Raw genomic sequence first — 26,440 nt, 5'->3', positions numbered from 1 at the left:
CAGACACGTCGGAGGCTCTTCACGACCCGGGATCTGGACGAGGCACGCGGCGGCTGAATTGATGCAACGACGCGCGGCCGCCCCGGAGCAGGTGCTGTCTCAGGGCTGGAAGTAGTTCGGCATCAGGTGGGTGACCGTGTGCTGAACGTCCGTCCGGTGGTTGTGGACCATACCGACCGGGGTGATTTCGAAGGTCACCCCAGCAGGAGCAGCGCGCTGACCGCCGCCATCACCGCGGCGGTGGCGGCGTGGACGCCGTAGGCGATCGCCTTGGGGCCGCCGCCGCGCACCACGATCAGGGTGTCGCCGACGGGTATGCCGGCGGCGGCCAGCATGAGCCAGCCGAGCAGGTGGGGTTCCGCCGCGGCCGCCGCGATGAGGATGATCAGCCCGCTGGCGATGTCGCGGACGGCCTTGACGGACAGCCACGCCCGGAAGGTCGGGTCGTCGACGGGTGTGCCGGGGATGCCGAAGCCGGCCGCGGCCCGCGGCGCCCGGAAGGAGTTCGCGCCCATGAGGGCGGCGGACAGGCCGACCAGTGCGGCGAGCACCTCGGCGACGGTGGTGAGCATGGACGGTCCCCTCTCCGGCACGGAAATCTAGCAGCGCTAGAACTGATAGCGACGATAGGTTATCGATGCAAGCATGTCTAGCACTGCTAGCATCCGGGCATGCCTCCCGTCAGCGAGCGCCGCGAACGCGAACGCGCCCACCGCCATCAGATGATCATCGACTCCGCGCGTGAGCTGGCCGAGACCGAAGGCTGGGAGGCCGTGACGACACGGCGGCTGGCGGAGCGGGTGGAGTACAGCCAGCCCGTGCTCTACAGCCACTTCCACGGCAAGGACGCCATCGTGGCGGCCGTCGCCCTGGACGGCTTCGCGGAACTCGCCGCCGATCTGCGCGGCGCACGGCAGGCCGCCCCGGCGCCCGGGCCGGCGCTGCGGGCCGTCTGTGACGCCTACCTGCGGTTCGCGAGCGAGCGGCCCGCCCTCTACCAGGCCATGTTCGTCCTGCCCACGGACCTGAGGTTCGCGAGCGCCGAGACCCCGGCGCCGCTACGGGCGTGCTTCGACGAGTTCGTCGCCTGCTTCGACCCGGGCAACGAACGGCGCGAGCTGGTCGCCGAGGTCGTCTGGAGCGCGCTGCACGGCATCACGGTCCTCTCCGCCAGCGGCCGCATCCCCGCGGCCTGGCAGGAGGAACGCGTCGATCTCCTGGTCACTCGGCTCGCGCGGACACCATAGGGCGGGGTTCGGCGGCGGGGACCGGGGGCTCGGCCGGGATGGCGGCGATGCCGGCCAGGATGAGGACGCCGCCGGCCATCTGGAGCGGGGTGAGCTGTTCGCCGACGACGATCCAGGCGAGGATCGAGGCGAAGACCACCTCGAGGAGGCCGACGAACGAGGCCAGGCGGGAGCCGAGCCGGCTGCCGCCGAAGATCCCCGAGGCGTACGCGATGGCCGTGCCGAAGACGGCGACCACCATGAGCGGCACCCACCACGGGACCGGCGACCCGAGCAGCGGCACGTCGCCGGTGGTGGCCGCCATCGGCACGAGCCCGGCCAGACCGGCCAGGGCCAGGGTGAGGCCGCCCAGCAGGAGCCCGGCGCCGGCGAGCGCGACCGGCGGCAGGCCGTCGGCGGGCCGGGCGGCGACCACGAAGTAGACCGCGCACCCGACGGCGGCCGCGAACGCCAGCGCGACGCCGAGCGGGTCGACGGCTTCCAGCGCGCCGGGGCCGATGACCAGGACGAGGCCGCCGATCGCGAGCACCGAGCCGAGCAGCACGGCCGGGCGGGGCAGGCGGCGGGTGGTCAGCGTGACCCAGACGACCAGCAGCAGCGGCGCCAGGTATTCGATGAGCAGCGCCGCGGATACCGGGATGCGCCGGATCGCCGCGAAGTAGGTGAGCTGGGTGAACGCGACCGCGATGACGCCCATGGCGAGGACCCGCCAGCGGCCCCGCCACAGCGCGTCCCAGCGCCCGCGCAGCGAGAACAGCACGATCGGCAGCAGCAGGAGGCTCGCGGTGAGCGCCCGGGCGGTGACGGCGGCGGCCGGCGACCACCCGGCTTCCAGCAGCGGCTTGATGAACGCGCCGGAGGTGCCGAAGGTGGCGGCCGAGGTGACCGCGGCGGCCAGCCCGATGGTCTGCGACGGCAGCTTCACGGCGAACTCCCTGTCATGGGCTATGGTGTCTACGACCCTGACGCTAGGCGCCGCTCGATAAGGAGTCAAATTGCTCTTTGCCCCTGACACCGAGGAGGCGCTGGAGTTCGTCGTGGCGCTCGCCAACACCGCGCCCGGCGCCTCCCGGTCCGGCGCCGACGAGCTCGCCACCGTCGGCCAGTTGCGCGAGCTGCTCCGGCACTACGTCTACTCCGGGCGCATCGACCACGATCAGGCCGAGCTGGAGGCGGTCCGGGCCGCGCGGGAGTCGCTGCGTTCGGTGTGGACGCTGGACCGGGACGCCGCGGTCGAGGCGGTGAACCGGATGCTGCGCGAGGCCCGGGCACTGCCGTTCCTGACCCGGCACGACGGCTCGGACTGGCACATCCACGCCACCGAGCCGGACGCCCCGCTGGCCGAGCGGATCCGCGTCGAGGCGGCGCTCGCCCTGATCGACGTGATCCGGATGAACGAGACCGGCCGCCTACGGGTCTGCGAGGCCACCGACTGCACCGGCCTGTTCCTCGACCTGTCCCGCAACGGCTCCAAGCGGTTCTGCTCGGTGCGCTGCGGCAACCGGGTCAACATGATCGCCTTCCGGGCCCGCAAGGCCGGGAACGGCTAGGGGGCGAGGAAGGAGGCGAGCGCGTCGGCGGTGAAGGCGGCGCCCTTGTCGGTCATGTGGACCAGGTCCTCGCAGTAGAGGCCGAGGCTGTTGTCGGCCGACGGCGCCGGCTGCCGGGCCGCCAGGTCGAAGTAGGCGACCGCACTGGCCCCGCCCGGCCCGCCGGTGTCGTCGGCCGCGACGTCCTGCCAGGCCCGGCTCACCTTGGCGAAGTCCTGCACGGACCGGCCGGCGGCGACCCGCGGCGAGCCGTAGACCACGAACGACGGAGAGGTGCCGGCGTACGCCCGGACCGTCGCGATGATCGACCTCAGGTTCCGTCCGATGGTGGCGGCCGGCACCCGGGTCCGCCAGTCGTTGACCCCCAGCTGGAGGATCACCAGGTGCGGCCGGAGGAGTCGCAGCCGGGGCGCCCACCCGGCGGCGTTCTCCGCGAAGTCGCCGCTGGTCAGCCCACCGTGGCCACCGTTGTAGACGTGTATCCCCCGGTTCTCGTCACCGTCGAGGACGGCGAAGCCGTGCACGTTCACCTCGGGCGTGACGCAGGTCACCACGATGGTGTGGCGGCTCGGTTCGAGGCGGGGTGAGATCCAGGTGGCGGCACGGTCCCTCGCCGGGGCGTGGGTGTCGACGGTCGCCACGGTGGCGCCGTCGATCGTCACGGTGAACGTGCCGCCGCCGGGGAAGACCGAATGCCACACCCGGACACTCGTTCCGGTGAACGGGAAGGTCACGGTCTGCCCCGCGGCTTTCAGGCCGGCGGACTTGAGCCCCCAGCCGGTGGCCGACGTGGTGACGCCGTCGGACAGGACGACCGGCCACAGCCCGGACGGCCGGCCCCACGCGGCCGTGTAGACATCCCCGCCGGCCGCACCGGCGACCGGAAACCGGGCACACAGGTTGGCGGCGAGCATCGGCACATAGCCCCGCCCGTACCTCGACGAACCGACGCCCTCGGAGCTGGACGAGCCGATCACCGCGACCACCGCGGGTTCGTAGTGCCGGTTCGCCAGGGCGGCGTGCCAGCCGAGCAGCGGAAACCGGGGATCGGGTGTGGAGGCCAGCACCGGTTCGGCCGCGACGCCCGCGACCGCGACACCGGTGGCGAAGAGGCCACCGGCCCGGATGAACCCACGACGATCCGCCACCGATTCCCCCCGCCGGAATCCCGGTCTCACTGACCGGAGTCGCACGCTAACACGGGATGCAAAATCGTCACTTCCTCCGCGGGGATTATGAATTCTGACGGCTGACTCACCACCGCGGGTGACACCCACGACACGCACCCCGATGATCATTAATATGATCCGCGCATGGGATCACGGGCGAACGTGGCGATCCGCATGGACGGCGCGTGGACGCATTGCGGCAGCGACAGCATCGGTTACAGCCTCGACGCGTACCTGGCGCTGGGCCCGGAACCGGCGCTGGCCGTCTTCGGCGCCATGTCCGCGTGGGAGGACCCGGCCCAGTGGCAGGCCGAGGACGAGTGCGAGGCCGGCGCGCTGATCGATCTGGACGCCCGGGACCTGCTGTTCTTCCTGGACGTCGACTACCACCAGCGGCTCGCGTTGCTGGACGGTTGCCGGCGCACGTGGCCGGGCTGGACGGTCCGGTGGGCGTACAACGGGATCGCCGACGTGACCGACGCGCTCGGGCTGGACCGAGCGGTGCTCGGGCGGCGGCCGTGGGACGGCACCGCGCTGTTCCCGTGGCACAAGCCCGGTCCCGAGGAGGAACTCGTCCTGCACCAGGTGATCACGGTCGGCACCACGGCGTACGGCCTCGACTACAACGCCGAGGCCCCGTGGTCGATCGGCCCGGCCCTGCTCGACCAGCTCTTCGAACTGCCCCGGGTGACCGCCCTGCCCCGGGTGCCGCGCGGCGGTCTGCACCTCGACCCGGCGGCCCGGACCGCCGGGGTGTGGTCGACCGAGCCGGTGTACGGGCTGACCGAACGGTTCGCCGACCGCTGGCCCGGCTGGACGCTGCGCTTCTGGGAGGACCGCCACCTGGAGCAGCAGCGCCGCTGCGGCAACGGGTTCACCTTCGCCGACCCGGCGGACTTCGCGGACGCCTCGGCGCAGGCGCTGGTCGACCGGGTGCTGCGGCACTGGGTTCCGGCGACGACCATGCCCGGCGACGGCCCCCAGGACCCGTACCGGGGCCAGCGGGACGCCGGTCTCACGGTCGGCGACCTGCAACCGCTCGCCGACGCCCTGCTCGGCCCGTCCCGCGCCCCGGTCGACGTGGCCGCCTACGCGAGGGCCATGCTCGACTGAGCCACCTACCTCGCGTAGCGGGGCACGTAGTCCTGACCGGACAGTTCCGCGATCGCCGCCATGATCATGTCGGTGGCGGCCCGCCGGTCCTGGGCGTTGTCCGGGTCGGCGGCGACTCCGGACAACGGGACCGGCTTGCCGAAGACCACCGAGACCCGGGCCGGCCGCGGAACGATCCGGCCCGGCGGCAGCACCCGGTCGGTGCCGGACATCGCCACCGGCACCACCGGCGCGCCCGACTTGAGCGCCAGCCACGCCACCCCGGTACGGCCGCGGTAGAGCCGCCCGTCCGGCGAGCGTGTCCCCTCCGGGTAGATCCCGAACGCCTCACCGCGCAGCAGCACGCCGAGGCACGCGTCGAGCGACCGGACCGCCGCCCGGGTGTCGTCACGGTCCACCGCCACCTGCCCGTCGCGGGCCATGAACCAGGAGACCAGCCGCCCACCCGGACCGCGCCCGGTGAAGTACTCCGCCTTCGCCATGAAGATCACCTTGCGGGCCAGGGCCATCGGCAGGAACGTCGAGTCGGTGACCGACAGGTGATTCGACGCCAACAGCAGCGGACCGGTCGGCGGCACGTGCTCGGCGCCTTCCACACGCAGCCGGACGATCTTCGTGAGCAGCTCGTACACGGACAGCACGCCTCTCGAGGAACCTAGTTCAGGATGGAGTCACGAACCCCCCGCACCACCGCTACCACCTCCGCCGGGGCCGTGCGCGGCGAACCGGCCGGATAGGGCGGCTGCGGGTCGTACTCGATGCCCAACTGCACCGCCTGTGCCACGGTTGCGCCCGCCATCTCGCCGACCAGCGTCAGCGCCATGTCGATGCCGGCCGACACCCCGGCCGCCGTCACGTACTTCCCGTCCGTGACCATGCGTTCCTCCGCCGGAATCGCGCCGAACGCGGCCAGGCCGTCCAGGGCCAGCCAGTGCGACGTGGCCCGCCGGCCGTCGAGCAGCCCGGCCGCCGCCAGGATCAGCGAACCGGTGCACACCGACGCGGTCCAGGTGCTCGTCGCGTCGGCGGCACGCAGCCAGCGGTGCATCGGGCCGTCGGTCATGTGGTCGTTCTGGCCGGGACCGCCCGGCACCAGGATCACATCCGGGCGCGGCACGTCGGCGTAGGTGGCGTCCACCGTCAACCCGAGACTGCCGACCTCGGTGCGCACCTGACCGGTCCGCTCCCCCACGAAGACCACCTCCAGGCCGGGCACCCGGCTCAGCACCTCGTAGGGCCCGATCGCGTCCAGCGCGGTGAGACGTTCGAAGAGGACGATCGCCAACTGCATTTCTCAAACCTCCATCGGTACGGGGCGGAAGCGCCGTTGATACTCGGACGGGGAGACCCCCAGCACCCGCAGGAAGGCGCGGCGCATCGCCTCCGGGGTGCCGTACCCGCTGGCGCGGGCGACCTGCTCGATGCCCCCGATGCCGTCCTCGAGCAGGCGGCGGGCGGTCTCCAGGCGGGTGGCGTCCACGTACCGGCCGGGGGTCTGCCCGACCTCGGCGGTGAACGCGCGGGCGAACTGGCGCGGTGACAGGCTGGCGCGCCGGGCCAGCTCCTCGACGCTGAGGTCGGCGGCCGGGTTGTCGGCGATCCACCGCTGCACCTCCCGCAACCCCGGACGGGCCGCGACCTGTGCGGACAGCTGCGCCGAAAACTGGGTCTGGTTGGCCGGCCGGCGCAGGAACATCACCAGGTGCCGGGCGATGGTCAGGGCGGTGTCGCGGCCCAGGTCCTCCTCGACCAGGGCCAGCGCCAGGTCGATGCCGGCGGTGACCCCGGCCGACGTGGAGATCCGGCCGTCCCGGATGAAGATCGGCTCCGGATCCACGCACACGTCCGGGTGCCGGCGGGCCAGCGTGCCGGCGAAACTCCAGTGGGTGGTGACCCGGCGGCCACTCAGCAGACCCGCCTCGGCCAGCAGGAACGCGCCGGAACAGACCGACATGATCCGGGGCACGTGACCGGCGTTGGCCCGGATCCAGTCGACGATCCCCTGCTGGGCGGCGCGGGTGCCGGGTCCGCCGGGGACGACCAGGATGTCCGGCCGCCGGTCGCCCGGCTCACCGTCCGGCAGCAGGGTGAGGCCGCTCGACGTACGGACCGGGGCGCCGCCCGTGCTCGCGGTGGCGACCCGGTAGCCGGCACCCGCGAACACCTCCATCGGCCCGGTCACGTCGAGACTCTGCACGCCGTCGAAGAGCAGGATCAGCACGTCCACGCCCTCTACCCTCGCGGCCGCGCCTCATGGCCGCAACGACGCGGTTCCCACCTTTCCTGCCATCGGTCACGCCGCCTTCTGCCGGCCGGCCACACCCCGCTCTCGTGCCATACGGCTACGCCGCGCCTTCTGCCGGCCGGCTACACCCCGCCGATGGCCTCGCTGATCGCCCGGATCAGTCGGGTGGCGATCACCGGGCGGTCGGTCTCGACGGTGACGACCGGGCCGACGGCGAGCGGCGACGCCTCCACCGCCCACCGCGGCCAGTCGTCACGCAGGCGATCGCCGTCCTCGTACAGGGTGCCGCGCCGCCGGTCGCGGTAGCGTTCCAGGGCCACCTCGGCGGGCACGTCGCACCAGACCTCCACGGTCGCGCGGGCACCCGATCGGGCGATGCCCTCGGTCACGAAACCGAGGTCGCGCGGCCGGAACCACCAGCTCTCCAGGATGACCACACCCGGCGTGACGGCCGCCAGCTCCCACATCACCTGCGCCGCGATCCGGCCCACCGCCGTCGGCGGGACACCCGGCGCGGCTCCGGCCAGGGCCTCTTTCACCAGGTCCTTCCCGATCAGGGGTACGCGCAGCGCGGGCGCCAGGCGCCCGGCCAGAGTGCTCTTGCCCGAGCCGGGAAGCCCGTTGATCAGGATCAGCCGGTGCGCCACAGGAGAAAGCCTGCCATCCGCACGCTCGTGGCGACGGACAACGGTTTCCGATCGGTCGCGGATCGTCCGGCGCGAAACCATCCCCGGCTACGCTCGTCGCATGACCGCGATGGCGCCCACCCGCACCGAGTCCGACCTGTCCTACCTGCTCGATCACACCAGCCACGTGCTGCGTAGCCGGATGGCGGCGGGGCTGGGCGAGATCGGCCTGACCGCGCGGATGCACTGTGTGCTGGTGCACGCGCTGGAGCAGGAGCGCACCCAGATCCAGCTGGCCGAGCTGGGCGACATGGACAAGACCACGATGGTGGCCACGGTCGACGCGCTGGAGAAGGCGGGGTACGCGGAACGCCGCCCGTCCAGCACCGACCGCCGGGCCCGGATCATCGCGGTCACCGCCGCCGGCGCGGAGATCGCCAAGCGCAGCCAGGAGATCGTCGACGGGGTGCACCGCGACGCGCTGCGCTCACTGCCCGACGAGGAGCGCGCGGTGCTGGTCCGCGCCCTGAACCGGCTGGCCACCGAGCATCTGGCCGCCCCCGCCGAGGGTCCGCACGCGGCCCGTCGTCCCCGGGAGCGCGCAAAGTAGGGAAGATAGAGATAGTCCGTAACCGAACTATCTGCTAGCGTTCCTTTCGTCGATCCGACGAGAGGAACCCCATGTCGTACCCGAAACGCTGGACCGCGCTCGCCGTGCTCTCCGCGACCGGCCTGATGACCGTCCTCGACGGCAGCATCGTCACCGTGGCGATGCCCGCGATCCAGGCGGACGTCGGCTTCACCGCGACCGGCCTGAGCTGGATGGTCAACGCCTACCTGATCCCGTTCGGCGGACTGCTGCTGCTCGCCGGGCGACTCGGTGACCTGCTCGGCCGCCGCCGGATGTTCCTCGCCGGCAACGCCGTCTTCACCGGGGCGTCCCTGCTCGCCGGCCTCGCCACCGGACCCGGCCTGCTGATCACGGCCCGGTTCCTCCAGGGTGTCGGCAGCGCGCTGGCCTCGGCGGTGGTGCTCGGCATCCTGGTCACGCTCTTCACCGACCCGGTCGAGCGCGGCAAGGCGATCGCGGTCTTCAGCTTCACCGGGGCGGCCGGCGCGTCCATCGGGCAGGTGCTCGGCGGGGTGCTCACCGACGTGCTGAGCTGGCCGTGGATCTTCTTCATCAACGTGCCGATCGGGGTCGCCACCATCGCGCTGGCGCTGGTCGCCCTGCCCGCCGAACGCGGCGCCGGATGGTCGCCCCACACCGACGTCCTCGGCGCCGTCCTGGTCACCTCCGGGTTGATGCTGGGCATCTACACGATCGTCACGAACGGCCGGTACGCCTGGCTCACCGCAACCGTCGCCCTCGCCCTGCTGGCCGGATTCGTGGCCCGGCAGGTAACCGCACGCGAGCCGCTCATGCCACTGCGGATCCTGCGGTCCCGGGACGTCACCGGCGCCAACCTGGCCCAGATGCTGTCGCTGTCCGGGATGTTCGCCTTCCAGGTGCTGGTCGCGCTGCACATGCAGAAGGTCCTCGGGTACGGCGCCCTGGAGACCGGCCTCGCCATGCTCCCGGCCGCCGTCGGCATCGGGGTGGTCTCGCTGTTCGTGTCCGCCCCGCTCAGTACCCGGTTCGGCGCCCACACCGTGCTGCGTGCCGGGCTCCTGCTGCTGATCGCGGCCATGGCGCTGCTCACCCGCATCCCCGTGCAGGCGTCGTACGTCACCGACCTGCTGCCGGTGATGCTGCTGATCTCCGGCGGCGGCCTGGTCCTGCCGGCGCTGGCCACCCTGGGCATGTCCGGCGCCGAACAGAGCGACGCGGGGCTCGCCTCCGGCCTGTTCAACACCACGCAGCAGGTCGGCATGGCCCTCGGCGTGGCGGTGCTCTCCACACTGGCCGCCACCCGCACCGACCGTCTGCTGACCGCCGGCGCCGACCAGGCGGCCGCGCTGACCGGCGGCTACCGGCTCGCCTTCGCCACCTCGGCCGGCCTCCTGGCCACGGCTCTCCTGGTCGCCGTGCTCGTACTCCGCCGCCCCGCCCGTGAGATCGCGCCCGCGCCGGTGACCGCCGGCTGACTCAGACGACGTTGCGGCGGGCCGCCTCGCGGGCGCGGACCGCCGCGCTCGTCTGCGACCGCAGCAGCCAGGAGTCCGGCTCGCACGCCGGGCAGGCGCGGGCCGAGCCCGTACGCAGGCGCACCGCCGAGCCCTCACGCTGCTGGATCTCGTGGGTCTCGGCCATCGGCGAGCCGCACCGGGGACACGTGTCCTCGCGGACCGCGGTGGCGATGTGCGCGATGTGGCCGGTCGCATACCGCACCGTGGAGTAGGTCTGCTCGTCCCCGACACGCAGCTCGGGGTTGCGGGGCGCGCCCGCGTAGGGGCCCGTGTCGGCGTGCGAGACGGCGTCGGCGAACCGCCGGAGGATCCGGGACAGCGGATTCATCCTTCACTCCTTGCGAAAGAGCGCGTCCAGCAGGCTCGCGGTGACGGCGGCCGCGTCGGTGCCGGGGTGGATCGCCTGCCGCAGCGCCAGCCCGGCCCCCATCGAGCCCCACGCGACGACCAGGTGCGGCAGCGGCATCGCCGGGGTGAGGCCGAGACGGGCGCAGTGCCGCTCCAGCAGCGCCGTGATCTCGGTGTCGAACCGGTCCTGGAGTGCCGCCATGGTGGCCGCGTGCCGGGGGTTGCCGGACATCGCCGCCACCGCCTCGGCGGACACCAGCGCCCAGCGGGCCTGGTCACCGCCGCCCGGGGTGAGGACGGCGAGCAGGTCCTCCCGGCTGCCGGCCTGGTCGAGGGCCACGGCGAGCCCCCGCATCAACTCCTCGGCCCGGGTGTCGACGATGGCCTGCCAGAGCCCTTCCTTACCGCCGAACTGCTTGTAGACGGCGCCACGCGTATATCCACCCGCGGCGGCGATCTCCTCGACGGTCGCGGCGAGATAGCCCCGCTCCAGAAAGGCCGCGACCGCCGCCTCCAGCAACCGCTGCCGGGTGAGCCGCTGCTGCTCGGCGCGTGTCAGCCGCATACCTTCCCTTTCGGTAACACCATGTATCTGGATACGCGACGTTACCATACGACAGGGTGGCGCTGCCCGGTTCAGCGGCGGGCCCTCGGCGCGATCGTGGACGCTGAGCCACCCGGGCTAGGCTCGGCGATGATGCGGAAGGTGTTCCTCGGGGTCTCGACCGTCCTGCTCAGTGACGGGCGGACCACCCTGCTCACCGACGGGTTCTTCTCGCGGCCGGGGCTGCTGCGGGTGCTGGCCGGGCGGGTGCGGCCGGATCGGGAGCGGATCGCCGCGGCGCTGCGGCGGTTCGGGATCACCTCCGTGGACGGGCTGTTCGTGATGCACTCGCACTACGATCACGCGCTGGACGCGCCCACGGTCGCGATGATGACCGGGGCGCGACTGTTCGGCTCGGCGTCGACCCGGAACATCGCACTCGGCCACGGCTTCCCTGTGGACCGTTTCACCACGACCGACCAGGTCGAGATAGGAAATTTCCGGATAAGGGTGTTGCCGACGCTGCACAGCCCCGGCGACCTCTTCCCCGGAACCGTCGACCGGCCGATCGGGCTCGGCGCGCGGGCCCGCGACTACCGGACCGGCGAGTGTCACACCCTGCACGTGACACACGGCGACGAGCGGCTGCTCATCCACGCCAGCGCCAACCACGCCGACCTCGACGGCCACCCCGCCGGCACCGTCTTCCTGGGCGTCGGCGGGCTCGGGAAGCAGTCCGCCGGGTTCCGGGCGACCTACTGGGACCGGCTCGTCCGGCGTACCGGCGCCCGCCGGGTCGTCCCGATCCACTGGGACGATTTCACCCGCCCTCTCGACCGGCCGCTGCGTCCTATGCCACGCTTCGCCGACGACTTCCGGACCACGATGCGGTTCCTCGGCGAACAGGCCGCCATCGACGACGTGGAGTTGACGCTGCCGACCCTGGGAGAGCCTCTGTGAAGGTCCACCACCTCAATTGCGGAACCATGCGCCCGCCCCTCACCCCGAGCCTGGTCTGCCACGTGCTCGCGGTCGAGACCGCCGAAGGGCTGCTGCTGGTCGACTCGGGTTTCGGTCTGCGTGACGCCGCCGAGCCGGCGCACCGCATCGGCGCCTCGCGCCATCTGATCAAACCGGTGCTCGATCCGGAGGAGTCCGCCTTCCGGCAGCTGCAACGCCTTCAACTGGACCCCGACGACGTACGGGACATCGTGCTCACCCACTACGACGCGGACCATTCCGGTGGCACCGCCGACTTCCCGCAGGCCCGGATACACCTGACCGCCGCCGAGTCGGGCGCCGCCCAGCACCCGCGGACGTGGAACGAGCGCTCCCGCTACCTGCCGGCCCAGCGTGAGCACCACCCTCACCTGGTAGAACACGATCCGGCGAAGGGCGACGGCTGGCGCGGTTTCGCCGCCGCCACCGAGATCGTCCCGGGGGTGGTCCTGATCGCGATGCCCGGCCACACCCGCGGCCACGCCGCCGTGGCGGTCGACACCGGCGACGGCTGGATCCTGCACGCCGGCGACGCCTTCTACCACCGCGGGCAGATCGACGGTGTGACCCGCCGCCATCGTGTCCTGGCCACCTTGGAGGCGGCCATCGCCCACGACCGGCGCCTGGTCCGCGCCAACCATGACCGCCTCACCGAGCTGTGGGCCGCCGCCGACCCCACCCTGACGATCGTCAACGCGCACGACCCGGAACTGCTGCGCGCGGCCGCCGCTCACCCGAGACACTCGGGCCCGAGGTAACCGCCACCGGTGGCGTCGACGACGTTCGCGGTGATCCAGCACGCGGCCGCCGCTCACCCGAGAAGCTCGGGCCCGAGGTAGCACCTTCTGGATCAGGAAGAACGGCGCGCGCACGTCGACCGCGAAGATCCGGTCGAAGCCGTCCGGGGTGTCCTCGCCGGGCCGGATGGCGATGGTCTGCCGGCCGCGTGTTGGCGCGGCGCCGGGAAGGGTCCGGATACAGCACGTCACCCCGGCCGGGGTGGCCGGGGTGACGAGTGTGGACGGCCGGCGGGAGCCGGTGGGCCGGGTGGGTCCGGTGTGCCGGGTCGGCACGCCGGACCCGACCGGCCGTCGTTGATCCGGGTGGATCAGCAGGCGCCGGCCTTGACCTTGGGCTCGCCGCGGGTGGTGGCCGGAACGGTCACGCAGGCGACGCTGGTGCCCGAGGTCACCTGGGCCACGCCCTTGCGGACGACCTGCACCTTGACGCCGGGGATGGCCATCTGGGTGGCGGCCTTCTTCAGGTAGTTGGCCGGCTTGCCCTGCTCGGTGATCGCCATGAGGACGGCCTGCTGGCCGACGAGTTCGGCCCAGTTCTCCGCGGAACCGGCGCCGGACGTGCCGCCACCGGAGGCCGCTCCGGCGAGCGCCTCGAAGATCGGGGCCACGTCGAGCTTCTGCGCGCCGGACGGCGCGGTGATGTCGATGCTGTCGGCGATCTCGACGCGGACCGTGCCGCGGCCGGTGGCGCCCTCGACGAACTGCAGGTAGTTGATCTCGAACGCGGTGAACTTGCCGTTGTCGACCCAGATGTCCAGGACGATCGGCTTGTCCGCCGGGGCGTTCTTGTCGATCTCCTTCTGGAGCGACGCGGTGGCCTCGGCGGCCGCCTCCGGAGAAATGATCTTGATGGCGGCCTCGGCGAGACGCTTCGCCTCGGCGGTGGCCTTGCCGGTGGAGGTCGTGACGATCAGGTGCTTCTTGTCCTGTTCGTCGCGCACCACGTCGGCGCTCTCCAGCAGGTTCTCCGCGCTGGTCTTGAACTCGGCGGCGAGCTTCTCGCTCTGCACCTGCTGGTCGGCGGCGGCCGCGGTGACCCCGCCGACCTGCTCGCCCAGCTTCTTCAGGTCGGCGGCGGCCACCGAGACCCACTCACCGTCGAACAGCGCCGCCAGGGTGGGCGCCTCGGCGGACAGCCCGGAGCGCATCTCGGTGATGTCGGAGCTGCTCGCCCCGAACTTCTGGGCCAGCTCGGTGACCGGCACCTTGAGGTAGAAGACCTCGTCGACGGTCCGCATGTCGAGGCCGGTGACCCCGTCGATGTTCGCGGTCACCTGGAGGCGGTCGTCGGTGACGCTCTCGCCGGCCTTGTCCCAGGCCATCGTGACCGAAGAGTTGTAGATCTTGCGGAAGATCTCCTCGTCCTCGGCGGTGATGGTGTCGCCCGACTTCTTGGCGGCCGCGATCACGTCGTCGACGCTGCCGCCGGCCTTCAGCGTGAAGCCCGCCTTACCCTCCGCGCCCAGGTTCTCCGCGGCCTTCTTCAGCTCCAGTTTCGGTTCGAGCTGCTGGAACTGGTTCGCACACCCGACCGTGAGGGTCAGGGCTGTTACACCGGCGACAGCGCCGGCCAGGAAGCGCTTCATGCGCAGACGTCTCCATTCAAGGGGTGGCGGCACTCCCCCGTGCCGCGACTTGGCAGTGTAGGGGGACCCTTCAATCCCCTGCGTGCCAATAACCCGCTCGGTGTCAGACGACATACTCCGCGAGATGCTGCCCGGTCAGCGTCGAACCGTCCTTGACCAGCGCCTCCGGGGTGCCCTCGAAGACGATCCGGCCACCGTCGTGACCGGCGCCCGGACCGAGGTCGATGATCCAGTCGGCGTGCGCCATGACCGCCTGGTGGTGCTCGATGACGATCACCGACTTGCCCGCGTCGACCAGCCGGTCCAGCAGGCCCAGCAGCTGCTCGACGTCGGCCAGGTGCAGGCCGGTGGTCGGCTCGTCGAGGATGTAGACGCCGCCCTTGTCGCCCATGCGGGTGGCCAGCTTGATCCGCTGCCGCTCCCCGCCGGACAGCGTGGTCAGCGGCTGGCCGAGGGTGAGGTAGCCGAGCCCGACGTCGGCGAGCCGTTTCAGGATCGTGTGCGCGGCCGGCAGCTTCGCGTCACCCGCGGCGAAGAACGCCTCCGCCTCGGTCACCGGCATCGCCAGGACCTCGGAGATGTCCTTGCCGCCCAGCTTGTACTCCAGCACCGAGGCCTCGAACCGCTTGCCCTCGCACTCCTCGCACGGCGTCGACACCCCGGCCATGATGCCCAGGTCCATGTAGATGACCCCGGCGCCCTTGCAGGTCGGGCAGGCGCCCTCGGAGTTGGCGCTGAACAGGGCCGGCTTCACCCCGTTGACCTTGGCGAACGCCTTGCGGATGGGTTCGAGCAGGCCGGTGTACGTGGCCGGATTCGATCGGCGGGACCCGCGGATCGCCGTCTGGTCGATCGCCACCACGCCGTCCCGCTTGGCCACCGAGCCGTGGATCAGCGAGCTCTTGCCGGACCCGGCCACCCCGGTCACCACGACCAGCACGCCGAGCGGGATGTCGACGTCGACGTCCTGGAGGTTGTGGGTGGACGCACCACGGATCTCCAGGTGGCCCTTGCCCGACCGCACCGACGGCTTGAAGGACGAGCGGTCGTCCAGGTGCCGGCCGGTGATGGTGCCGCTGGCGCGCAGGCCCTCGACCGTACCCTCGAAGCAGATCTCGCCGCCCGCGGTGCCGGCGCCCGGCCCGAGGTCGACGATCCGGTCGGCGATCGCGATGGCCTCCGGCTTGTGCTCGACGACGAGGACCGTGTTGCCCTTGTCCCGCAGGCGCAGCAGCAGCTCGTTCATCCGCTGGATGTCGTGCGGGTGCAGCCCGATGGTGGGCTCGTCGAAGACGTAGGTGACGTCGGTGAGCGCCGAGCCGAGGTGCCGGATCATCTTGGTGCGCTGGGCCTCGCCGCCGGACAGGGTGCCGGCCGGCCGGTTCAGGGACAGGTAGCCCAGGCCGATCTCGACGAACGACTCCAGGGTGTGCCGCAGTTTCTCCAGCAGCGGGGCGACCGACGGCTCGTCCAGGCCGCGGACCCACTCGGCCAGGTCGCTGATCTGCATCTCGCAGGCGTCGGCGATGCTGACGCCCTTGATCTTCGACGCGCGGGCGTGCTCGGCCAGCCGGGTGCCTTCGCACTCGGGGCAGACCGTGAAGGTGATCACCCGCTCCACGAAGGCGCGGACGTGCGGCTGCATCGCGTCGACGTCCTTGCTCAGGAACGACTTCTGGATGCCCGGGATCAGGCCGGTGTAGGTCAGGTTGATCCCGTCCACCTTGATCTTGGTGGGCTCCTTGTAGAGCAGGTCGTGCAGCTCGCGCTTGGTGAACTTGCCGATCGGCTTGTCCACGTCGAAGAAGCCGCAGCCCCGGAAGATCCGGCCCATCCACCCTTCCATGCTGTACCCGGGGATCGAGATGGCGCCGTCGTTGATCGACTTCGTCTCGTCGTACAGCTGGGTGAGATCGAAGTCGTTGACGTTGCCGCGGCCCTCGCACCGCGGGCACATGCCGCCGGTGATGCTGAAGCTGCGCCGCTCCTTGGTCGTGGTGCCGGCCTTCTCGATGGTCACCGCGCCGGCGCCGGAGATCGAGGCGACGTTGAAGGAGTACGCCTGCGGCGACCCGATGTGCGGATCCCCGAGCCGGCTGAACAGGATCCGCAGCATCGCGTTGGCGTCGGTCGCGGTGCCCACCGTCGAGCGCGGGTCGGAGCCCATCCGCTCCTGATCCACGATGATCGCCGTGGTCAGGCCCTCCAGCACGTCCACGTCCGGGCGGGCCAGCGTCGGCATGAACCCCTGCACGAAGGCGCTGTACGTCTCGTTGATCAGACGCTGCGACTCGGCGGCGATGGTGCCGAACACCAGCGAGCTCTTACCCGACCCGGAGACCCCGGTGAACACCGTGAGCTGGTGTTTCGGGATCTCGACACGGACGTCCTTGAGGTTGTTGACCCGGGCGCCGTGCACGCGGATCGAGCGGTGGACGCTCATTCTCTCCCCCTGTGAGTGTCAGCTGTCCTGCAGGATTCCGAGAACGTTACCGTCGGAATCGGTCACGCTGGCGACCCGGCGGCCCGGCCCGACCTCGTGCGCGGGTTCGGTCACCGTCGCGCCGGCCGCGCTCAGCTCGGCCAGCTTGGCATCGATGTCGGCCACGTGCCAGTAGGCCAGCGGCGCCTTCAGCCCCTGCGGCCCGCCGCCCGGGACCAGGCCGATGTGCTGGCCGGCCACGTCGTAGCCGACGTAGTAGGGGCTGTCCGCCGTCGGCTCGGCGCCGAGCAGGGCGGTGTAGACGGCCTTGGACTTCTCCAGGTCGGTGACGGGGTGCAGGACGGTCTTGATGCCTTGTGTGGTCATGCCCATCACGCTAGGTCGTCACCGGCGGGCCGCGCTTCTCGATTCCTGATCAGGTCAGCTGGTTGATCCGGATCAGGTTGCCGGCCGGGTCCCGGAAGGCGCAGTCGCGCACCCCGAACGGCTGGTCGAACGGCTCCTGCACCACCTCGGCGCCACTGGCCGCCAGCTTCTCGTACGTCTCCTGAAGGTCGGTGGCGCCCAGGATGATGCCGGCGTAGCAGCCTTTCGCCATCATCTCGGCGATGGTGCGCCGTTCCTGGTCGGTCAGGCCCGGGTCGACGCCGGGCGGGTGCAGGACGATCGAGGTCTGCGGCTGGCCGGGCGGGCCGACGGTGATCCAGCGCATGTCGCCGTACCCCACGTCGAGTCGCACCTCGAAGCCGAGGCCGTCGCGGTAGAAGGCGAGTGATCGCTCCGGATCGTCGGCCGGCAGGAAGGCCGACTGAATGACGAGGCTCATGCCCCGATGATGCTATGAAACAGCCCGGATCGGCCGGGTCACCTGCCGGGTGACACAGCCGGGCAAGCCGGCGAGCTGGTCGCCCGCCTGCTTGCGGTAGACGCTCGGCGACACCCCGACCAGCTCGGAGAACCGGGTGCTGAACGTGCCGAGCGACGAGCAGCCGACCGCGAAGCACACCTCGGTGACGCTCAGGTCGCCGCGCCGCAGCAGGGTCATGGCCCGCTCGATGCGCCGGGTCATCAGGTAGCTGTAGGGCGACTCGCCGAACGCCGACCGGAACCGCCGGCTCAGGTGCCCGGCCGACATGTGCACGGACCGGGCCAGCGCCTCGACGTCGAGCGGCTCCGCGTAGTGGCGGTCGATCCGGTCCCGGACACGGCGCATCAGCACGAGTTCATACAGGCGTCGGTCGTTCACCATCTCAGCCTAATCCCGGGCCTTATATTGACGTGCACCGATACAAGGAGGACCCGTGCGAAAAATGGTTCCCGTCGTGGCCGGCGCGCTGATCGCGGCCGGTCTCACCACTCCGGCACACGCCGCCCCGAGCCGGGCGGAGATCGCCCTGCGCTGGGCGCCCATCCATTACCAGGACGTCGACGCCACCGGCGGCCACGCGCTCAGCGGCAAGAGCGACTACATCACCCGATACGACTTCGACGGGAACCTGAACGGCCGGGACAACTGGGACAACACCGGGACGAACACTGACGCCGCGGTCTACTACTCGGTCCTGGAAACGAGCACCCACTACTACCTCACCTACCTCTTCTTCCACCCGCGCGACTGGATCGACCACCCGTTCTTCGAGACCGAGCACGAGAACGACGGCGAAGGCGTGCTGGAGATCGTCGCCAAGGACGGGTCCGACTACGGCAGCCTGAAAGCGGCCGTGACGGTCGCGCACAGTGACTTCTTCTCCTACAAGCCGGCCGGCGGCGACTGGGCCAACGGATCCGAGACGATCGACGGGACGCTCCAGCTCCAGTCCTCGCCGCACGACTCCTACCAGCATCCGGTCACCGCCCAGGAGCGCGGCGGACACGGGCTCAAGGCCTATCCGCAATACACCATCAACGGCGACGGCATCGTCTACTACCCGTCACTGTCCGTATCCGAATCGCCGAGCAGCACCAACGACCGCGACGTCCGCTACCGGCTGATCGACGTCTTCGCCGACGGCGGCCTGTGGGCCCAGCGCGCCAACACGAGCCTGTTCGCCTCCCTCGGCACCTTCGCCGGCGACAACTCCGGCGGCTGCGGCACCGGCACCTTCGCCTGCGGCACCAACTCCGCCAACGCGCCCTGGGGCTGGGACGACGGCAACGACGCGGTCGCCCGTGGCGAGATCGCCACCGACCCAGCCAAACTCGCCGCCTCCTACTTCAGCGCGACCGGCACGCTCTCGCGCACCTACACCTACAACCCCTACTCGGCCGCCGCCGCCGCCCTCCGCGCCGCTCAGAACCAACCCCCGACAATCGACTGATTCGTACGGGCTACGCCGCCCTCCACGAACCCACCCCGTCCCGCCGAGCCGCGCGGCCGCCTGCCGGTCCGGGCCGCCGCGCGGCCGCCGGGCCGAATCCCGTGCCCGGCCCGGCTACGGTGCACCCATGTCATCGACAGCGGGGGAAACCGACCGGATTCGGCGGGGCGACGCCCGATTCACCATGACCGTGCTGATCCTGCTGTGGATCATCGCGGTCCCGGCACTGTTCCTCGTCGCCGTCCTCGACCTGATCAGCTTCTCCTCGCAGGCGCCGAACCCGCATCAGACCCGCGGCGGCGTCCTGGTCCTGACCGCCTGCACCCTGGCGGTCCTGCTCCCGGCCGCCGCCACCGTCGTCGGCCACCGCGATCAGCGCCCACTCGGCACCATGATCTGCGGCGTCCTGACCGTCGCCGGCCTCCTCGTCGCGCTCCTGTCGGTGCGCGGCGGGCTGGAGGCCACCGGCCTGGTCGCCGACACCCCGTCCCGGACTCACCACTCACCGGTGTCCACCGGCAACTGCGCCGACCGGAGCGGCGGCGAGGCCACCTGCCCCGGCGGCTGACCTCGCGGCCCGATCGGGCGGCTGACCGGTCCGTCTCAGCGGCCGACCTGGCCCGGGAGCACCGCCAGGCCGGAGCGGACCACGATCTCCTGAAGGGCACCGACGTGACCGGCGAAGGCGTCACGGCCCGGTGACGTGAGGCGGGCCGAGGTGCGCGGCCGTTTGCCGCTCTCCGCGTCGGGACGCGGCGGGGCGTCCCGGCAGTCGGTCCCGCGACTGGGCGACCGACGCCGGCCCGTCAGCGTGAGAACATGACGGAGTGAGCGATGTGGACCGATGACCGGCGTCGGGCTGCGGCCGGTCGCGGTGGAGGATCTCGAGGTCTTCTACCAGCAGGAGAGTGATCCCGAGGCACTGCGACGGGCCAACTTCCCGAGCCGCTCGCACGCCTCCTTCACCGAGCACTGGCGCCGCCGGGTCCTCGGCGACCCGTCGGTGCGGGCGCGCGCCATCGTCGCCGACGGGGAGCTCGCCGGCCATATCGTCGCCTGGTGGCAGGACGGCCGGCGGACGGTCGGTCTCTGGCTGGGCCGCATCTGGTGGGGCCGCGGGATCGGCACGCGGGCGCTCACCCTCTTCCTGGTGGAGGAGACGACCCGCCCGCTCTACGGGGAGGCCGACGTCCGCAACGCGGCCTCGATCCGCCTGCTGAAGCGGTGCGGTTTCGAGGAGATGGAGGTCGTCCGCGAAGGCGCGGAGGAGTTCCTGGTCCTGTCCCTGGGCTGACCGTCAGGGTTCTCCTCCATCGGAGGGGGACGCGGGCGGACGTGGCGCCGGCGCATCGACGACGAGGACGGGGAGGTCCTCCACCTCGGCCAGGGCGAGGACCGGATGGCCGGGCTGTTGCGGCGGGCGCTCTACGACCGGGTCGGCGTGGACCCGAACCGGTCCGCCTACGAGACACGGATCGGCAGTCAGACGGTGTCCGTCGCCGCGTCCGTGATCGATCAGCAGATCACGCGGGCCCGGCGGGCACCCGGCACGTACAGCGAGCGCCGGAGTCAGCACCTGGGGCACCCCGCCGGGGAGGGGCCGGGCCAGCCGGTCACGTTCTCGCCTCGGCGGCCTCCTTGCGGATCTGTTCGGCCCGGCGTCGCCCGGTCCACCGCTCGATCAGGTGGTGCGCCAGCCCGATCCCGGCGACCCCGGCGGCCGCGACCAGCAGCAGCATCCCGGAACTGGTCAGATAGCCGCCCGGCAGCAGCATCCCGGAGTACTGGTCCTCCCCTTCCCGGTAGGTGACCTGAATGAGCTGCAATCCGGCGACGGCCAGCACACCACCGATCGGGCCGAGCGCGGCCGGAGCCACCCCGCGCGACGCGAGAGCCGGTGCGATCGCGCCGAACACCGCCGTGCCCGCGGCCACCGTCGACACCATCAGGATCAGCGCCGGGACGACCCGCTCCTGCTGGGCCAGCTTCTCCGGGTGCCCGGTGGTGGCCGAGTGGGCGATGAAGACGGCGGTGGCCGCGCCCACGGCCAGGGTCACCGCGCCGGGCACCCGCCAGCGGGTCACGGCGACGCCGGCGCCGATCGCCAGGCCGGCGAGGGCGCCGAGCCACCGGCCGGGGCCACCGAACCCGATCGCGGAGATGGCCAGCAGCATCGGCGCCGACACGGCGACCAGGGCGGCGGCCGCGGTGAGCGATCCGGCGAGGGTCCACAGCCCGGCCAGGGCGGTGAAGAACGCGGCGATGGCCAGGGTGATCGCGCCGATCATGGCGGTCTCGGCGCTGGGGTGCCGGTACAGGGCGACACCGTCGACACCGAAGATCAGGGCCAGGTCGGCGGTGCTGAGGACGGCGAGCGGGATCTCGATGAACGTGGCCGCGCCCGCGACCAACGGCAGTCGCAGCCGTTCCCAGCCCCACCACGGCACCCCGTCCGGGGCGACCGCGGCCGGGTCGCCCCGCCGCAGTCGCCAGACGCCGGGGGCCAGCAGCACGCACGCGAGCAGCAGCATCCCGAGATGCCATTCGGCCAGGAACGGCTGCTGGTACAGCCAGAGGGCGCCACGAACCGAGACGGCGAACAGCGGCGCACCGGCGGACAGCCCGGCGATCATCGCGCCCCAGCCGGAATCGCGGCCGCGCAGCAGACCCTGGGCGCAGCCGAGGACGCCGACGACGGCCAGCGGGTAGGGCGCGTGGTCGAGGACCACGTCGAGGGCGGCCGGATGGTCGACGACGGGCGGCAGCGTCACGGCGGCCATCAGCCAGGCGGCCGCCAGCAGGTACGGCCACCAGCGCACCAGGAGCAGTGCCGCGACCGCCACCACGACCGGCACGAAGGCCATCGCCCAGCCGAGCCCGTGGTACTCCGCCCGCCCGAGGTCGTGGATGACCGGCATCGGGCCAGAGGTGTACCGGGGTGAGGCGGTCACCGCGAGGACCGCGGCCCCGCCGATCCCGGCCATGATCGCCGACACCCGCGTATTCATGGCCATGATCATGACGGATCGACCGGCGTAGCGGTGGCCCGTGATGATCTGACCCACGGTGTACGGTCTCCCCATGCGTGTCCCCACCGCGGCGGTCACCGCCGGTTCCCTGATCGCCGGCTGGCAGGTCGCCCGCCGGACCGGTGTCCGCCCGCTCGGTGGCGCGATCCTGGCGGCCGGTGGCCTGATCGCCGGCCGCGAGTGGTCCCGCCGGACCGGCCCGGTCACCACGGGCGCCCTGGTCGCCACCTACCTGGGCGCCTTCGTCGCCTCACACCCGCTGGCCAAGCGGATCGGCCCGTGGCCGTCGGTGCTGGCGGTCGCGGCCGTCACCGCCGCCGTCTCCTACGCGGCCGCCGACCGCCGCCCATAGCCGACCCTCGCCCGTGAGCACCGGTCCGCACCCCGGCGACTCCGCGGACACCCACGACGAGGCAGCCTGACCATGGACCCGTCACACAACCCGCTCCGCCCGACCCGGGAGGCGCCCACCGACGCCGGCCGGCATCTCCCGACCCGGGAGGCGCTGACCGACGCCGGCTGGTTTTCGGGCCGCGCAGTGGACATCACCGCCTGGGAGGCCGAGCTCACCGCCGACGGCTTCCCGCCCCTGCACACCGTGGCCCGCCGGTTCCTCACCGAATTCGGCGGCCTGCGCTTCCCCCACTGCGGCGCCGGAGTGACGCGCGCCCGGGAACACTTCACACTCACCCCCACCGATTGCCTCGGCGAGGCCGACGGGTTCATCGAGTGGGGCGCCGACATCGGCCGCGACATCGCCCCGATCGGCGAACTCGCCGGGGGCACCTGCGCCTGGACGAGCCTCGGCATCGACGAGACCGGCGAGATCTACGCGATCTCCGGCCTGTCGACCTTCGGCCGCCTGCCTCAGGCCCTCGACCATCTCGTTCTCGGCTACATGCCCCGCGCCGTCGCTTGACCCTTTCCGGTACGCCTACGCGCACCGCCCCAACACCGATAGCGCCGCCCACGTGCCGAACACAGGTCAGCGGCAACCTCTCACCCCCGCTTGATCAGTCCCCGGCTGGCCGTCAGGGCTGTCTCGAACCCGTTGATCAAGCGCTGGCAGCCAGCCGAGAGCATTCGGGTGGCTGCCTGGGCTGTCCTGAGCCTGTTGATCAAGCGCTGGCGGCCAGCCGGGGGCTTCCGGCTTGCCGGAGCGGCTGGTGGGGCGGTCGGGAGTGGGGCGGCGGCAGGGAGGCCGTGGGGCGGCGGCAGGCGGGCCGGGGGCGGCGGCAGGCGGCCCGGGGGCGGGGTGGCCGGCCCGGGTGGGCACCGAGCTAAGCCCGGCGGGTGCGGCAAAGGCGCGCCCAGGCAGCGAGATCGCCGTCTGCCCCGGGCGGCACACGTAGGCGTACCGGGAAAAATGGCGCAAGCGGACCGCCTGGCCGGACCACGACGTGGGCATAGAGTGCGGGGATGATCAAGGCGGGGCGGCTGCGTGGCGGGGATCTGGTGGCGCTGGTCGCGCCGGCCGGGGCGGTGCCGCCGGAGCAGGCGGCGAGCGCGGAGCGGATTCTCGCGGGCTGGGGGCTACGGACGCGGGTGGGGCGGCACGCGCTCGGGCGGCACACCTTTCTTTCCGGTACGGACGACGAGCGCCTCACCGATCTCAACGACGCGCTGCGTGACCCGGAGGTGCGTGGCGTGCTGTGCCTGCGCGGCGGCTACGGCACGCAGCGGATCGTCGACCGGATCGATGTCGGGGCCGTTCGCGCCGACCCGAAACTGGTGATCGGTTTCTCCGACATCACCGCCCTGCACATGGCCCTGTGGTGCGAGGCGGGCCTGGCCAGCGTGCACGGGCCGACCGGCGGGACATTGCGGGAGTTCCCGGCGTGCCCGAGCACGGCGGCCGCCCGGCGGGCGGTGATGACCGCCGACCCGGTCGTGGTGGTGGCCGACCCTGATCCGGTGCGGCGGCCGGGCCGGGCCGAGGGCGTGCTGCTCGGCGGAAACCTGACGCTGCTCGCCTCGACGGCCGGGACCCGGCACCGGCCGGACCTGTCCGGCGCGATCCTGCTGATCGAGGAGGTGAACGAGGAGCCGTACCGGATCGACCGATCGATCACGCAGCTGAAACGGGCCGGCTGGTTGGACCGGCTGGCCGGGGTGGCGGTGGGGCAGTTCACCGACTGCGAGCCGCGGAAGTATCCGGACGTCACAGCGGCGCGGGTGCTCGCCGATCACCTGTGCGACCTGGGTGTTCCGGTGCTCGGCGGGCTGCCGATCGGGCACGGCGAGCAGCAGACCGCGGTCGGCCTCGGTGTGCCCGCGATCCTCGACGCCGACGCCGGCACGCTCACCGTGGAGCCGGCCGCCCGGTGATCAGGGGGCGGCCCGCCCGCACAGGCCGGTGATCAGGCGGTCGAGCCGTGGACCCGGCGGGTCGGTGGCGAATCCGGTCAGGCGGTGCATGATCAGGCCCTCGACGGCGGCCAGCAGGGTGTGCGCGGTGGCTTCCGGATCGGGCACCGCCAGGGTGGTCAGGATGCCCGCGGTCCAGGCGGTGATCAATCGGCGGTCGGCGTTCAACCGGTCCAGGAGGTGGGGCTCGACCACCCCCTGCACGAAGATCACGTACCGGGCGGTGGTCCGGGTGCGGGAGCGGCCGGTGGCGTCCTCCACGAACGCGGTGAACGCCGCGATCAATCCGGGCAGGGTGCTCGGCGGGTCCGCGTCGGCCAGGGCCTGCCACGCCTCGGCGTCCAGCTGGCGCAGCCGCTCGACCGCCCCGGCGACCAGCGCGGCCCGGGTACGGAAGTAGTTGGAGCTGGAGCCGGGCGGCAGGCCGGCCGTGGCGTCGACCCGGGCGTGGCTGAGCGCGTGGATGCCTCCGGTGCCGAGGACCTCCAGTGCCGCGTCGCAGACCCGGACGGCGGTGGGTGACGGCACCGCGTCACTGTACCGGCAGCACCCGGCGACGGATCTCGGCGACCGCCGTGGCGATCCCGTCCTCGGTGGCCAGCTGCCGGGAGACGGCTTCGGCGCCCGTACGGTGGGAATCGGCCACCGCGATGGCGTCGCGAAGCCGCCGCGGAGTCGCCCGGCGCAACGGGATCGGGGTGGGTCCCGCGCCCAGGGCCGCCACCCGCCGCGCCCAGAACGGCTGGTCGGCGGTGAACGGCACGACGACCGACGGCACACCGGCGCGCAGGGCGGCCGCGGTGGTTCCGGCGCCGCCGTGGTGCACCACCACCGAGGTACGCGGGAACAGCAGGTGGTGCGGCTCGTCCCCGATGGTCAGCACGTCGCGGTGGCCGGCCGTGAGACCGGCCGCCCCGGCCTGGACGATCACCCGCCGGCCGAGTCCCGCCACCGTCTGTTCGACCACGTCGCGCAGCCGGGGAGCGGCCAGGCTCCCGAAGCCGACGAAGACGGGCGGCTCACCGTCGTCGAGGAACCGGCGCAGCTCCGGCGACAGGCCGCGGCCGCCGCGCGGCCACCAGTAGCCGGTGACCGGCCGGTGTTCGGGCCAGTCCGCCGGGACCGGGACCACCGCGGAGCTGAACCCGTGGAGCACCGGCCAGCGCTGCTCGTCGGCCTGCCGGAACATCGCCGCCGGCCCGAGCGGCGGCAGCCCGAGACGGCGGCGGAACTCGGCGTTCGCCCGCGCGAACGGCAGCTGGCCCAGCACCCGGAAGGCACGGGCCGCCGCCCGGTTGCCGGCCGCGCCGAGCGGGCGGGTGGTCACCAGGGGCGGCGGGAAGGCGGCGGTCGGCTCCAGCGGTTGCAGGAAGACGCCCATGCTCGCCGCGCCGGTGGCCTGCGCCACGTGGTAGCCGAGCCAGCCCATCGGCGAGAGCAGCAGCAGGTCGGCGTCGCGGGCGGCGGCCAGCACGGCCTCGCCGATGTCGAGCCAGCGCCCGGCCAGCAGCCGGGCGAACCGGGCCGAGCTGAGTGGCCGGTCCGCGCCGAACTCCACCGGCAGGTCGGCGAAGCCGAGCCCGGCCTCGTCGACGTGGGACCGCAGCGAGGCGTGCGTCGCGATGGTCACTCGATCGCCGCCGGCCGCCAGCGCGGATCCCAATGCGGTGTACGGGACGACGTCTCCCCGGGTGCCGATGCCCACGATCACGATGGTCGCCATACCCCCGACCCTACTAGGATCGTAGTAGCCGACAGAATGGGCCGATGGGTGACGTTCGATGGGTGGTCTGGCGGCAGGACGACAACGGAAACCGGTTCGTAGTGGCGCGGTTCGCCTCACGGGCGGAGGCGGAGGAACGGGCCGCCGAGATGGAGTCGCGCGGGCACAAGCAGCTCTATGGGGTCGCCGCGGTGGAGTGAGCC

General features: G+C 72.1%; 31 protein-coding genes. 14 read left to right on the top strand and 17 right to left on the bottom strand.

Annotated elements, in window-relative coordinates; translation table 11 throughout:
• Window positions 1–194: 194 nt before the first annotated feature.
• Window positions 195–572 carry a DUF4267 domain-containing protein gene (locus tag J5X75_RS34325; protein WP_208471791.1) on the bottom strand — a complete coding sequence of 126 codons (378 nt, stop codon included), beginning with the start codon at window positions 570–572 and terminating at the stop codon, window positions 195–197.
• Between the two features lie 99 nt (window positions 573–671).
• Here J5X75_RS34325 and J5X75_RS34320 point away from each other — a divergent pair, with 99 nt between their 5' ends.
• A complete protein-coding gene (locus J5X75_RS34320) occupies window positions 672–1,247 on the top strand; it encodes a TetR/AcrR family transcriptional regulator (RefSeq protein ID WP_208471790.1) in 576 nt (191 codons plus the stop codon).
• On the opposite strand, the gene J5X75_RS34315 is transcribed toward J5X75_RS34320, so the two are convergent.
• Window positions 1,222–2,172 (bottom strand): EamA family transporter, encoded by a 951-nt coding sequence (locus tag J5X75_RS34315; RefSeq protein ID WP_208471789.1) that lies wholly within the window; start codon window positions 2,170–2,172, stop codon window positions 1,222–1,224. The genes J5X75_RS34320 and J5X75_RS34315 overlap by 26 nt on opposite strands.
• 70 nt (window positions 2,173–2,242) lie before the next feature.
• Here J5X75_RS34315 and J5X75_RS34310 point away from each other — a divergent pair, with 70 nt between their 5' ends.
• On the top strand, window positions 2,243–2,797 hold the full coding sequence (locus J5X75_RS34310; RefSeq protein WP_208471788.1) for a CGNR zinc finger domain-containing protein: 555 nt from the start codon (window positions 2,243–2,245) through the stop codon (window positions 2,795–2,797).
• On the opposite strand, the gene J5X75_RS34305 is transcribed toward J5X75_RS34310, so the two are convergent.
• Window positions 2,794–3,945, bottom strand: a complete 1,152-nt coding sequence (locus J5X75_RS34305) for an SGNH/GDSL hydrolase family protein (RefSeq protein WP_208471787.1) — start codon at window positions 3,943–3,945, stop codon at window positions 2,794–2,796. The genes J5X75_RS34310 and J5X75_RS34305 overlap by 4 nt on opposite strands.
• Before the next feature lie 165 nt (window positions 3,946–4,110).
• On the opposite strand from J5X75_RS34305, the gene J5X75_RS34300 reads away from it, so the two are divergent.
• The gene (locus tag J5X75_RS34300; protein WP_208471786.1) at window positions 4,111–5,079 is read left to right on the top strand and encodes a hypothetical protein; all 969 of its coding nucleotides are present in this window, start codon (window positions 4,111–4,113) and stop codon (window positions 5,077–5,079) included.
• A 5-nt stretch (window positions 5,080–5,084) separates the two neighbouring features.
• On the opposite strand, the gene J5X75_RS34295 is transcribed toward J5X75_RS34300, so the two are convergent.
• The 4 genes from J5X75_RS34295 to J5X75_RS34280 form a co-directional block, all read right to left on the bottom strand.
• Window positions 5,085–5,720, bottom strand: coding sequence for a lysophospholipid acyltransferase family protein (locus J5X75_RS34295; protein WP_307798445.1), 636 nt, complete (start codon window positions 5,718–5,720; stop codon window positions 5,085–5,087).
• Window positions 5,721–5,734: 14 nt separating this feature from the next.
• Window positions 5,735–6,370, bottom strand: coding sequence for a DJ-1/PfpI family protein (locus J5X75_RS34290; protein WP_208471785.1), 636 nt, complete (start codon window positions 6,368–6,370; stop codon window positions 5,735–5,737).
• A 3-nt stretch (window positions 6,371–6,373) separates the two neighbouring features.
• Window positions 6,374–7,306, bottom strand: a complete 933-nt coding sequence (locus J5X75_RS34285; protein ID WP_307798444.1) for a GlxA family transcriptional regulator — start codon at window positions 7,304–7,306, stop codon at window positions 6,374–6,376.
• A 140-nt stretch (window positions 7,307–7,446) separates the two neighbouring features.
• Entirely contained in the window at window positions 7,447–7,971 is a 525-nt protein-coding gene (locus J5X75_RS34280; RefSeq protein WP_208471784.1) for a P-loop nucleotide/nucleoside kinase family protein, read from the bottom strand.
• A gap of 100 nt (window positions 7,972–8,071) precedes the next feature.
• Between J5X75_RS34280 and J5X75_RS34275 the strand changes: the two genes are divergently transcribed.
• Both J5X75_RS34275 and J5X75_RS34270 read left to right on the top strand, forming a co-directional pair.
• On the top strand, window positions 8,072–8,560 hold the full coding sequence (locus J5X75_RS34275; RefSeq protein WP_208471783.1) for a MarR family winged helix-turn-helix transcriptional regulator: 489 nt from the start codon (window positions 8,072–8,074) through the stop codon (window positions 8,558–8,560).
• Between the two features lie 71 nt (window positions 8,561–8,631).
• Window positions 8,632–10,038, top strand: coding sequence for an MFS transporter (locus J5X75_RS34270; RefSeq protein WP_208471782.1), 1,407 nt, complete (start codon window positions 8,632–8,634; stop codon window positions 10,036–10,038).
• A 1-nt stretch (window position 10,039) separates the two neighbouring features.
• On the opposite strand, the gene J5X75_RS34265 is transcribed toward J5X75_RS34270, so the two are convergent.
• On the bottom strand, window positions 10,040–10,408 hold the full coding sequence (locus tag J5X75_RS34265; RefSeq protein WP_208471781.1) for a hypothetical protein: 369 nt from the start codon (window positions 10,406–10,408) through the stop codon (window positions 10,040–10,042).
• A 3-nt stretch (window positions 10,409–10,411) separates the two neighbouring features.
• Window positions 10,412–10,993, bottom strand: coding sequence for a TetR/AcrR family transcriptional regulator (locus J5X75_RS34260; protein ID WP_208471780.1), 582 nt, complete (start codon window positions 10,991–10,993; stop codon window positions 10,412–10,414).
• A 132-nt stretch (window positions 10,994–11,125) separates the two neighbouring features.
• On the opposite strand from J5X75_RS34260, the gene J5X75_RS34255 reads away from it, so the two are divergent.
• Together J5X75_RS34255 and J5X75_RS34250 are read left to right on the top strand one after the other, a co-directional pair.
• Window positions 11,126–11,932 carry an MBL fold metallo-hydrolase gene (locus J5X75_RS34255; protein WP_208471779.1) on the top strand — a complete coding sequence of 269 codons (807 nt, stop codon included), beginning with the start codon at window positions 11,126–11,128 and terminating at the stop codon, window positions 11,930–11,932.
• Window positions 11,929–12,729 carry an MBL fold metallo-hydrolase gene (locus J5X75_RS34250; RefSeq protein ID WP_208471778.1) on the top strand — a complete coding sequence of 267 codons (801 nt, stop codon included), beginning with the start codon at window positions 11,929–11,931 and terminating at the stop codon, window positions 12,727–12,729. Before J5X75_RS34255 ends, J5X75_RS34250 begins: the two co-directional genes overlap by 4 nt.
• A gap of 350 nt (window positions 12,730–13,079) precedes the next feature.
• Here the strand turns inward: J5X75_RS34250 and J5X75_RS34245 are convergent, their stop codons facing one another.
• The 5 genes from J5X75_RS34245 to J5X75_RS34225 form a co-directional block, all read right to left on the bottom strand.
• Window positions 13,080–14,357, bottom strand: coding sequence for a hypothetical protein (locus J5X75_RS34245; protein WP_208471777.1), 1,278 nt, complete (start codon window positions 14,355–14,357; stop codon window positions 13,080–13,082).
• 103 nt (window positions 14,358–14,460) lie between these two features.
• Window positions 14,461–16,800 (bottom strand): ATP-binding cassette domain-containing protein, encoded by a 2,340-nt coding sequence (locus J5X75_RS34240; RefSeq protein WP_208471776.1) that lies wholly within the window; start codon window positions 16,798–16,800, stop codon window positions 14,461–14,463.
• Window positions 16,801–16,818: 18 nt separating this feature from the next.
• Complete coding sequence (locus J5X75_RS34235) at window positions 16,819–17,166, bottom strand: VOC family protein (RefSeq protein WP_208471775.1); 348 nt, start codon at window positions 17,164–17,166, stop codon at window positions 16,819–16,821.
• A gap of 49 nt (window positions 17,167–17,215) precedes the next feature.
• A complete protein-coding gene (locus J5X75_RS34230) occupies window positions 17,216–17,626 on the bottom strand; it encodes a VOC family protein (protein ID WP_208471774.1) in 411 nt (136 codons plus the stop codon).
• A gap of 12 nt (window positions 17,627–17,638) precedes the next feature.
• A complete protein-coding gene (locus J5X75_RS34225) occupies window positions 17,639–18,013 on the bottom strand; it encodes a helix-turn-helix transcriptional regulator (RefSeq protein WP_238490469.1) in 375 nt (124 codons plus the stop codon).
• Between the two features lie 97 nt (window positions 18,014–18,110).
• Between J5X75_RS34225 and J5X75_RS34220 the strand changes: the two genes are divergently transcribed.
• The 3 genes from J5X75_RS34220 to J5X75_RS34210 all read left to right on the top strand — a co-directional run bounded on the left by J5X75_RS34220 (window position 18,111) and on the right by J5X75_RS34210 (window position 20,412).
• Entirely contained in the window at window positions 18,111–19,118 is a 1,008-nt protein-coding gene (locus J5X75_RS34220) for a hypothetical protein (protein WP_208471803.1), read from the top strand.
• A 127-nt stretch (window positions 19,119–19,245) separates the two neighbouring features.
• Window positions 19,246–19,686: a hypothetical protein gene (locus J5X75_RS34215; protein ID WP_208471772.1), complete on the top strand. Its 441-nt coding sequence runs from the start codon at window positions 19,246–19,248 to the stop codon at window positions 19,684–19,686.
• 276 nt (window positions 19,687–19,962) lie between these two features.
• A complete protein-coding gene (locus J5X75_RS34210) occupies window positions 19,963–20,412 on the top strand; it encodes a GNAT family N-acetyltransferase (protein WP_208471771.1) in 450 nt (149 codons plus the stop codon).
• A 319-nt stretch (window positions 20,413–20,731) separates the two neighbouring features.
• Here the strand turns inward: J5X75_RS34210 and J5X75_RS34205 are convergent, their stop codons facing one another.
• Window positions 20,732–22,126: a hypothetical protein gene (locus J5X75_RS34205; RefSeq protein ID WP_208471770.1), complete on the bottom strand. Its 1,395-nt coding sequence runs from the start codon at window positions 22,124–22,126 to the stop codon at window positions 20,732–20,734.
• A 73-nt stretch (window positions 22,127–22,199) separates the two neighbouring features.
• On the opposite strand from J5X75_RS34205, the gene J5X75_RS34200 reads away from it, so the two are divergent.
• From J5X75_RS34200 to J5X75_RS34190, 3 genes are all read left to right on the top strand, one after another.
• Window positions 22,200–22,499: a hypothetical protein gene (locus J5X75_RS34200; RefSeq protein WP_208471769.1), complete on the top strand. Its 300-nt coding sequence runs from the start codon at window positions 22,200–22,202 to the stop codon at window positions 22,497–22,499.
• 72 nt (window positions 22,500–22,571) lie between these two features.
• A complete protein-coding gene (locus J5X75_RS34195; protein ID WP_208471768.1) occupies window positions 22,572–23,066 on the top strand; it encodes an SUKH-3 domain-containing protein in 495 nt (164 codons plus the stop codon).
• Window positions 23,067–23,566: 500 nt separating this feature from the next.
• Window positions 23,567–24,475 (top strand): S66 peptidase family protein, encoded by a 909-nt coding sequence (locus tag J5X75_RS34190; RefSeq protein WP_208471767.1) that lies wholly within the window; start codon window positions 23,567–23,569, stop codon window positions 24,473–24,475.
• Here the strand turns inward: J5X75_RS34190 and J5X75_RS46185 are convergent, their stop codons facing one another.
• Together J5X75_RS46185 and J5X75_RS34180 are read right to left on the bottom strand one after the other, a co-directional pair.
• The gene (locus J5X75_RS46185) at window positions 24,476–25,042 is read right to left on the bottom strand and encodes a TetR/AcrR family transcriptional regulator (RefSeq protein WP_208471766.1); all 567 of its coding nucleotides are present in this window, start codon (window positions 25,040–25,042) and stop codon (window positions 24,476–24,478) included.
• A 4-nt stretch (window positions 25,043–25,046) separates the two neighbouring features.
• A complete protein-coding gene (locus J5X75_RS34180; protein WP_208471765.1) occupies window positions 25,047–26,237 on the bottom strand; it encodes a glycosyltransferase in 1,191 nt (396 codons plus the stop codon).
• A 44-nt stretch (window positions 26,238–26,281) separates the two neighbouring features.
• Between J5X75_RS34180 and J5X75_RS34175 the strand changes: the two genes are divergently transcribed.
• On the top strand, window positions 26,282–26,437 hold the full coding sequence (locus J5X75_RS34175) for a hypothetical protein (protein WP_208471764.1): 156 nt from the start codon (window positions 26,282–26,284) through the stop codon (window positions 26,435–26,437).
• The last annotated feature ends 3 nt before the right edge of the window (window positions 26,438–26,440 follow it).

The sequence above is a fragment of the Actinoplanes flavus genome (genome assembly GCF_017592555.1).
Lineage (GTDB): Bacteria > Actinomycetota > Actinomycetes > Mycobacteriales > Micromonosporaceae > Actinoplanes > Actinoplanes flavus.
Note: the sequence above shows the minus strand (reverse complement) of the source record. Positions and strands in the feature narration are given on the sequence as shown.